Origin of the sequence: Rhodococcus sp. EPR-147, assembly GCF_001647185.1 — a bacterium.
GTDB lineage: Bacteria > Actinomycetota > Actinomycetes > Mycobacteriales > Mycobacteriaceae > Rhodococcoides.
Genome location: NZ_LVCU01000008.1, coordinates 1 through 6034 on the forward strand (window position 1 = coordinate 1; position 6034 = coordinate 6034).

At 62.6% G+C, this 6034-nt stretch carries 7 protein-coding genes and 1 pseudogene; 5 read left to right on the forward strand and 3 right to left on the reverse strand.

The genetic code is table 11. The features are described 5' to 3' along the window. Nucleotides 1-1957: MMPL family transporter (locus A2J02_RS00395; RefSeq protein WP_082899454.1), on the reverse strand; the 1957-nt coding region annotated here is incomplete at its 3' end. Nucleotides 1958-2092: 135 nt separating this feature from the next. Between A2J02_RS00395 and A2J02_RS00400 the strand changes: the two genes are divergently transcribed. The 4 genes from A2J02_RS00400 (at nucleotide 2093) to A2J02_RS00415 (ending at nucleotide 4193) form a co-directional block, all read left to right on the forward strand. Next, nucleotides 2093-2329, forward strand: coding sequence for a YgaP family membrane protein (locus tag A2J02_RS00400; protein WP_068045302.1), 237 nt, complete (start codon nucleotides 2093-2095; stop codon nucleotides 2327-2329). 62 nt (nucleotides 2330-2391) lie between these two features. After that, nucleotides 2392-2949: a class I SAM-dependent methyltransferase gene (locus A2J02_RS00405; protein WP_231911390.1), complete on the forward strand. Its 558-nt coding sequence runs from the start codon at nucleotides 2392-2394 to the stop codon at nucleotides 2947-2949. 311 nt (nucleotides 2950-3260) lie between these two features. Further along, nucleotides 3261-3779, forward strand: coding sequence for a DUF3558 domain-containing protein (locus tag A2J02_RS00410; RefSeq protein WP_068045309.1), 519 nt, complete (start codon nucleotides 3261-3263; stop codon nucleotides 3777-3779). A 27-nt stretch (nucleotides 3780-3806) separates the two neighbouring features. Further along, nucleotides 3807-4193: a hypothetical protein gene (locus A2J02_RS00415; RefSeq protein ID WP_068045313.1), complete on the forward strand. Its 387-nt coding sequence runs from the start codon at nucleotides 3807-3809 to the stop codon at nucleotides 4191-4193. Between the two features lie 118 nt (nucleotides 4194-4311). Here A2J02_RS00415 and A2J02_RS00420 read toward each other — a convergent pair whose 3' ends face one another. Then, the gene (locus A2J02_RS00420) at nucleotides 4312-5139 is read right to left on the reverse strand and encodes an SDR family oxidoreductase (RefSeq protein ID WP_068045316.1); all 828 of its coding nucleotides are present in this window, start codon (nucleotides 5137-5139) and stop codon (nucleotides 4312-4314) included. Nucleotides 5140-5307: 168 nt separating this feature from the next. Beyond that, complete coding sequence (locus A2J02_RS00425; RefSeq protein WP_068045319.1) at nucleotides 5308-5865, reverse strand: helix-turn-helix domain-containing protein; 558 nt, start codon at nucleotides 5863-5865, stop codon at nucleotides 5308-5310. 66 nt (nucleotides 5866-5931) lie between these two features. On the opposite strand from A2J02_RS00425, the pseudogene A2J02_RS27525 reads away from it, so the two are divergent. Next, nucleotides 5932-6034 (forward strand): annotated as a pseudogene (locus tag A2J02_RS27525) (AzlC family ABC transporter permease); the annotation flags it as partial.

Below are 6034 nucleotides of genomic sequence, written 5' to 3' on the forward strand. Positions count from 1 at the left end.
CGAAGATCACCCGACCCGAATGCGCCATTCCGTCGACCTGAGAACCGTGCGGATCACCGGTGTTCTCGTAGTGTTCCTTGACGCTCGACAGCAGAAACACCGTGTAGTCCATCGCGATTGCGAAGATCATCGCGAAGAAGAACACCGGGCCCCAACCGTTCAGGAATCCCTGCGGCGTGAATCCGAGCAGCGACGAGCCGTGACCGTCCTGGAAGATCAGCTTCGCCACACCGAATGCCGCTCCGGTGGACAGCAGGCTGACCACGGTCCCCAGCAGAGCGATCAGCGGTGCCTGCAGCGCGATCAGCAGCAGCAGGAATCCGAGCACGAGGATCACCGACACCACGATCGGCAGATACTCGTTCAACGCTGTCTGCAGGTCCAGGTTCTCCGCGGGTGCACCGCCGACGATCGCTCCCTCGGGCAGCTCGGCGCGCAAGGCGTCGAGTGTGGTCTCGAGTGCGGGGTCCGACGGGTCCACGTTCGGGATGGCCTGCAGCATGACGAAGTCGGATCCGTCCATGGCGGGCATGGGCGGCGTCACCATCGATACGCCGTCGACGCTCGCTGCGATCTGCGCGGTCTGCTCCGCCTCCGATGTAGGGGCGATGATCTGCAGCATGCCTGGTGCACCTTCGCCCATCTGTGCCTGCACCAGTTCGTAGCCCTGCCGGACCGGAGCGTCCTCGGGCACAACCGAAATGGACGGCATGGCGACCTTCAGACCCAGAGCCGGAATCGACAGCGCCACCAGAATCAACAGCGAGCCGATGGCGAACGGCCACGGATGCTTGTGCAGCAACTGACCCCAGGACGCGAATTTCGGCGAACGGTGCACCTGACGCTTCGCGTACGGGAGGGAGCCGGCATTGACCTTGGCTCCGAGCTTGCCCAGAACTGCGGGGAGCAGTGTGAGGGTGGCCGCGAGCACGAACACCACCGCGAGCATGATGCCCACGGCCATCGTGCGTACCGCAGGTGCCGGTACGAGAAGTACGGCAGACAAGCTGATCAGCACGGTCAGACCGGACAGCAGGACTGCTTTGCCTGCCGTGTCCATCGTTTCTGCCACTGCACGCTGCGGGTCGATCCGTCCGGCGTCGATGGTCTTTCGGAGCGCATCCCGGAATCGAACGACGAGGAAGAGCGCGTAGTCGATACCGAGCGCCAGCGCGAACATCATCGCAAAGTTCATGGCCCACACCGAGTTCGGCGTGATCTCGTTCAGCAGAACCAAGCCACCCGCGGATGCGACCAGACCGGCCAGCGTCAACAGCAGGGGCAGACCTGCCGCGACGAGCGATCCGAACGCAAGCACCATGATCGCCAAAGTGACGGGCCAGGAGATGATCTCGGCCTTGATCATCGCGTCGTGGTTGGCCTTGTTGAAGTCACTCCACAGCGCCGATGCTCCGGTCGGGTAGACCTCGATCGAGTCCGTGGAGGCTGCGGTCAAGTCACCCTTGAGATCGTCGACGGCCTTCACCATCTCGTCGGTCGTCCCGTTCGCTCCACCGATGAGGATTCCGGTGTGCCCGTCGGGACTGATCGACATCCCCGGTTGCGGGGGGATGACCTCGGAAATCCGCGAGTCAGCGGCCAGAATGTCGGTGACCTCGGAAATGACTGCCGCGACAGCGGGATCCGTCACCTGTTCGGTGTCCGAGTGCACGACCACCTGTATCGCGGCAGAAGAGTTCCCGCCGAAGTGCTCCTGTGCGAGTTCGCGAACCTGGACCGACTCCGATCCGTTGGATTGCCAACCGGCACCGGCGAGAGAGCCGAACACCGACGGGGCAAACGCTCCCAATCCGATGATGACCACGAGCCACGCGGTGACCACCCACTTGAAATTGCCTGCCATGCGCGCACCGAAGCGCGCCAACGGCCCCCCGGTGATCCCTGGCGGCGAGCTGTCTGCAGAACTCTCGTCGGTTCGAACGTCCGTAGAACTCACTGTGTGTCCTTAAAGGTCGGGGGCGGTGTCCGAACGGTAGCACGGTACCCCCGGGGGTATCAATGACACCTGAACTTGTACCCCCTAGGGTATACATCAACAACCCCGTTCACTCAGAGAATCGAGCATCTCCTCATGTCATGTGCTGCAGGATCCGTCCGCCCGAGTATCGATCGCGCAGTACCGGCATTGGCAGGCACCGTGGTGCTCGCGAGCCTCGCGCTCACCCGACTACACGACCGTCGATGGCAAGCACTGACGGCGTTCGTCGGCGGAAACCTCGTGTTCTACTCGGCAGTGGGATGGTGTCCGGCGAGTCTTGTGATGCGACGATTGGGCATGGAGCAATCGACACCGTGCGCGAAGCCATGAATCGACGGCATGACAGGTGGCAGCGATATTGGGACAAACAGTCGGTCCACTACGACAAGCACATGAACTTTCTCGACCGCGTTCTGTTTCGAGACACCCGATCCTGGATCTGCTCTCGAGCCACCGGCGAGGTGCTCGAGATCGCGGTGGGAACCGGCCTCAACCTCGATCACTACCCGGAGCGGACGGCCTTGACCGGGATCGAACTGAGCCCGGACATGCTGGCGCGCGGTCGAACTCGTGCAGAGGCGGTGATGCCCGATGCCAATCTGATGCTCGGCAATGCGCATGGCCTGGAGTTCCCCGACGCATCGTTCGACACCGTCGTCTGCACCTTCTCCCTGTGCGCGATCCCCTCACCCGACGTCGCTCTCGCGGAGATGACACGAGTGCTGCGGCCCGGCGGGACCCTTCTGCTGGCCGACCACGTCCCCTCGTCCTTGCGGGTCGTTCGATGGCTCCAGCGCCTGGTCGAACTGGTCAGCATCCCCGTGGGCGGTGAGCATTTCCTGCGACGCCCCTCTCTCGCACTTGTCGGCGACGACACCTTCGCCGTCGAGGACATCGAAAGATTCAACCTCGGACTCGTGGAGCGTCTGCAAGCGCGAAAGCGACTGTGACACAGCCTGACACGGATCATGGAGTCGAATCGTCGGTGGCATCCGTTCGATCATGCAGCCACTGAGGCTGTCTCACCGACGCCGCACAGTGACGCATCTACGATGGCGGCCCATCGGGCGATCGCGCTCGAGTACCGCCGATCTACGCCCCTCGTGGGAATCCGCACCCCCTAGACGCGGTGTGAATTCCCACGAGGGGCGTGAATTCGACCGTCTCGGGAACCGGACGAGGAGCAAGTGCGTCCAAGAACATAGGTGTTCTCGAGGAATGGACGACAGCGATGCACAGGGCACGTCGATGGCTCCCGGCAATGGCGATACTTCTGCTGCTCACGGGCTGTGCGAGCGCTGCAGGGGACGACGCGACGCCGACCGCGGCCAGCACCACCATCGCAACACCCACGACGCCATGGGATCCCTGCACCATCCCCGACGAGGCCATCGAGCAAGCGGGACTGAACGCCGAGACCAAGGAATCGGGGATATTCGGACGCGATCAAAATGGATTCAAGATCTGCGGCTGGGTAAGTCGCTCGCCTGCCGACGGGTATTTTGTACGCATTTTCGTTGGGCTACAGAGCTTGGACTACATCGACGACCCTGCCTACTTCGACCGACTTCAGCCTGTCCGAGTAGGCACGCGGGATGCCACCCAATATCAGCAGATTGCGGCCGATGCATCCCGCACTTGCGGCATCGCATTCATGGCTGGAGCTCAATTGATCAGAGCAACTTTGATTACAGGTCAACTGACTGGCAGCCCACCTTACGACCCATGCACCGAACTCAATGTCGTCGTGGCCCAACTCGATCCCGAACTACCCAAATAGTGGTACTGACAGGAAGGACGTGCAATCGTGGTTGATTCTCCACCAAACCTGATTGCGCACTGGCAGGAGCTGAACGCCAAAGCCGACGCCGGCACGGTCACCATTCCAGCCGATGTCGCCGCCAAATGCGACGGTGCCTGTGTCGCCTACCTCGCTCACCTCAAGAAGATGCAGGTAGACGCGCATGCGCTCACCGAAGTCAAGTCCTGGGGCGACCTCAAGTCCGCTCAGGATCTGCAGGCAAAGTTTCTCAGCCTGGCCACCGGCACAGATCGCTCTCTGGACATCATTCTTCAGCAGCACATCGACGTCATCGAATCGATGCGGATGCTTTTCCGTCGCTACTTTCAAGAGACGTCCGACACCGATGAGCGAACGTCGGCAGACATCACTGCGCTGACTCCGGAGAACTGATCGACCGCAACGAAACTCGAAAGGGGTGGCCCCAACCGGACCTGACGGTTCACCATCGACATCGATGCGCGGGAAGTCGCCGATCGGATGCGATGGTGAACGCTCAGGTGCGGCCTGATCAGCCTCCGTGTGCCTCGACGGCCACGGGCTGCCATTCGCGCCAGCTCGCGAGTCGCGATTCGTAGTCCTTCGTCGCGATCTCCAGCGGAGCCTCGCCGAAAAAGACTCGCAGCGGCGGCTTCTCGGCGTCGACGACCTTCAGCAGAGCCGACCGCGTTGCACTCGGATCACCGGGAGTCGCCTGCCGGGCGCTGCGCAGCTTCGTGGCTTTGTCCCGAACCGGGTCGTATGCGGCGATGTCGGTGGACTTCTTCGCAGACGGGCCGGACCAGTCGGTGGAGAATCCGCCCGGCTCGATCAGCGTGACGTGAATGCCGAAGTCTTCGACCTCCTGCGCCAGTGCCTGGCTGAATCCTTCCAGGGCCCATTTGGAGGCGTGGTACGCACCGACGTTCGGGAACGCGGAAATGCCGCCGATGGACGACACCTGCAGAATGTGGCCGCTGCCCTGCGCACGCATGAACGGCAGTGCGGCCTGGGTCACCCACAGCGCACCGAAGACGTTGGTCTCGATCTGCGCGCGGGCGTCCTCTTCGGACAGTTCCTCGATCATGCCGAACTGGCCGTAGCCGGTGTTGTTGATCACGATGTCGAGTGAGCCGAACGTCTCGTGAGCCTGCTGCACGGCCGCGAAGTCGGCCGCCCGGTCGTTCACGTCGAGTTCGATCGGCAGAATCGCGTCCCCGTACTGCTCGACGAGATCCTTCAGCGTGTCGGTGTTGCGAGCCGTTGCTGCCACCCGGTCTCCGCGTTCGAGGGCCGCGATGGCCCACTCGCGTCCGAATCCCTTGGATGTGCCGGTGATGAACCACGTCTTCGGTGCCATGAATCCTGTCCCTCTCCATGTGCGGACAAAAGTAGGGACGACGTCCGCTGCAAACGCCTCTCGGCGAGTGGTCGCTCGAAGCGACAAATGGGGTGAGGCCCGGGGCTTGCCAAGCGAACGCCGTCGAAGGAGTCCAACGAGGCATGCCCGCCGACTATTCCCCCTACGTCAGCTGTGTTCGGTGATCATCACTGCCATGGTGTTCGGCTCGAGGGCCTCGAAGATGTGCGGCACGTCGCCGGGGTAGGCAACGTAGTCGCCCGGCACCAGTTCGACGGCCTCCCCCATCGGGCCCACCATCGCCCGTCCCGCGCTGAGCACCACATGCTCGACGACATTCGGCGAGTGTGGGTCCGAGCGCCTCGGTTCACCGACGTCGGCGCTGATCAGATAGATGTCCCGCCGAGCGTTCGGTGGAGACGACGCCAACAGCGTCGCCGTGTAGTCCGCCCTGTCCGACGCGAATCTCGGACCCTCCCCCGCACGAATCAGGCGGACCGACTGCTTCGCGGGCTCGACCAACCTGGAGAACGGCACGTCGAGGGTGACGCTGAGCGCCCAGAGAGTTTCGAGGCTGGGATTGCCGGTACCCGATTCCAATTGCGACAGAGTCGATTTGGCAATGCCTGCACGACGCGCAACTTCTGCGAGAGACAGGCCGACGCGTCGTCGTTCCTGCTGGAGAGCGGCAGCTATTGCCGCGATCGGTGGACCGGTATCCGCCATTCGTTCACTCCATCGGTACGTTCGTTTGATTTGACGAACAGCCTAACATCGTCCACTATAACGACCATGCGTTCGACATGGCGAACCCTTCCCGGGGTCAACATCCGCGACATCGCGTTGGTCTGCCTGGCCGACGCTCTGGTCGGGGCATCGTTCGGTGCCATCTCGG

Coding starts and splice junctions, on each gene's coding strand:
- A2J02_RS00400 (WP_068045302.1), top strand. CDS start 2,093: ATGTCATGTGCTGCAGGATCCGTCCGCCCGAGTATCGATCGCGCAGTA.
- A2J02_RS00405 (WP_231911390.1), top strand. CDS start 2,392: ATGAACTTTCTCGACCGCGTTCTGTTTCGAGACACCCGATCCTGGATC.
- A2J02_RS00410 (WP_068045309.1), top strand. CDS start 3,261: ATGGCGATACTTCTGCTGCTCACGGGCTGTGCGAGCGCTGCAGGGGAC.
- A2J02_RS00420 (WP_068045316.1), bottom strand. CDS start 5,139: ATGGCACCGAAGACGTGGTTCATCACCGGCACATCCAAGGGATTCGGA.
- A2J02_RS00425 (WP_068045319.1), bottom strand. CDS start 5,865: ATGGCGGATACCGGTCCACCGATCGCGGCAATAGCTGCCGCTCTCCAG.